1 pseudogene is annotated in these 542 nt (G+C 77.5%); it reads left to right on the top strand.

What is annotated here, in order from left to right:
* Nucleotides 1–542, top strand: a pseudogene (locus BZL64_RS41795) (sigma-70 family RNA polymerase sigma factor); the annotation flags it as partial.

Genomic DNA, 542 nt, shown 5'->3' with positions numbered 1-542 from the left:
CGCGCCCTCGACGGCGCCTGCCCCGGCCTGCGCGACCTCACCGCTCGCTGGAACGGCCGCCCCGACTCGGTGTGGCGCAAGCGGCTGGCCCGGCACATCCGGGGATGCGGCTACTGCGGTGACACCCGCACCTCCGTCGTCCCGGCGGAGCGGCTCCTCGTCGGGATCGCCCTGGTGCCCGTCCCCGTCGGCTTCACGCTGTCCCTCGCCCTCGGCGGCAAGACCGCCGCGGCGGCCACCTCCGTCGGCTGGTCCGCGAAGCTCCTGACCGCGCTGACCAAACCGGCCGTCGCGGTCACCGCCGGCGCGACCATCGCGGCGGGCGGCGCCTACGTCGTCGTCCAGCCCCCCGACGCCCCGCCGCGATGGTCGCGCCGGCGGTGACCGCGACGGCCGGTTTGGTCAGCGCGGTCAGGAGCTTCGCGGACCAGCCGACGGAGGTGGCCGCCGCGGCGGTCTTGCCGCCGAGGGCGAGGGACAGCGTGAAGCGGACGGGGACGGGCACCAGGGCGATCCCGACGGGGAGCCGCTCCGCCGGGACG

The organism is Streptomyces bobili, from assembly GCF_002154575.1.
In the GTDB taxonomy this organism is placed as follows: domain Bacteria; phylum Actinomycetota; class Actinomycetes; order Streptomycetales; family Streptomycetaceae; genus Streptomyces; species Streptomyces bobili.
This window is presented reverse-complemented; position numbering and strand designations above follow the sequence as displayed.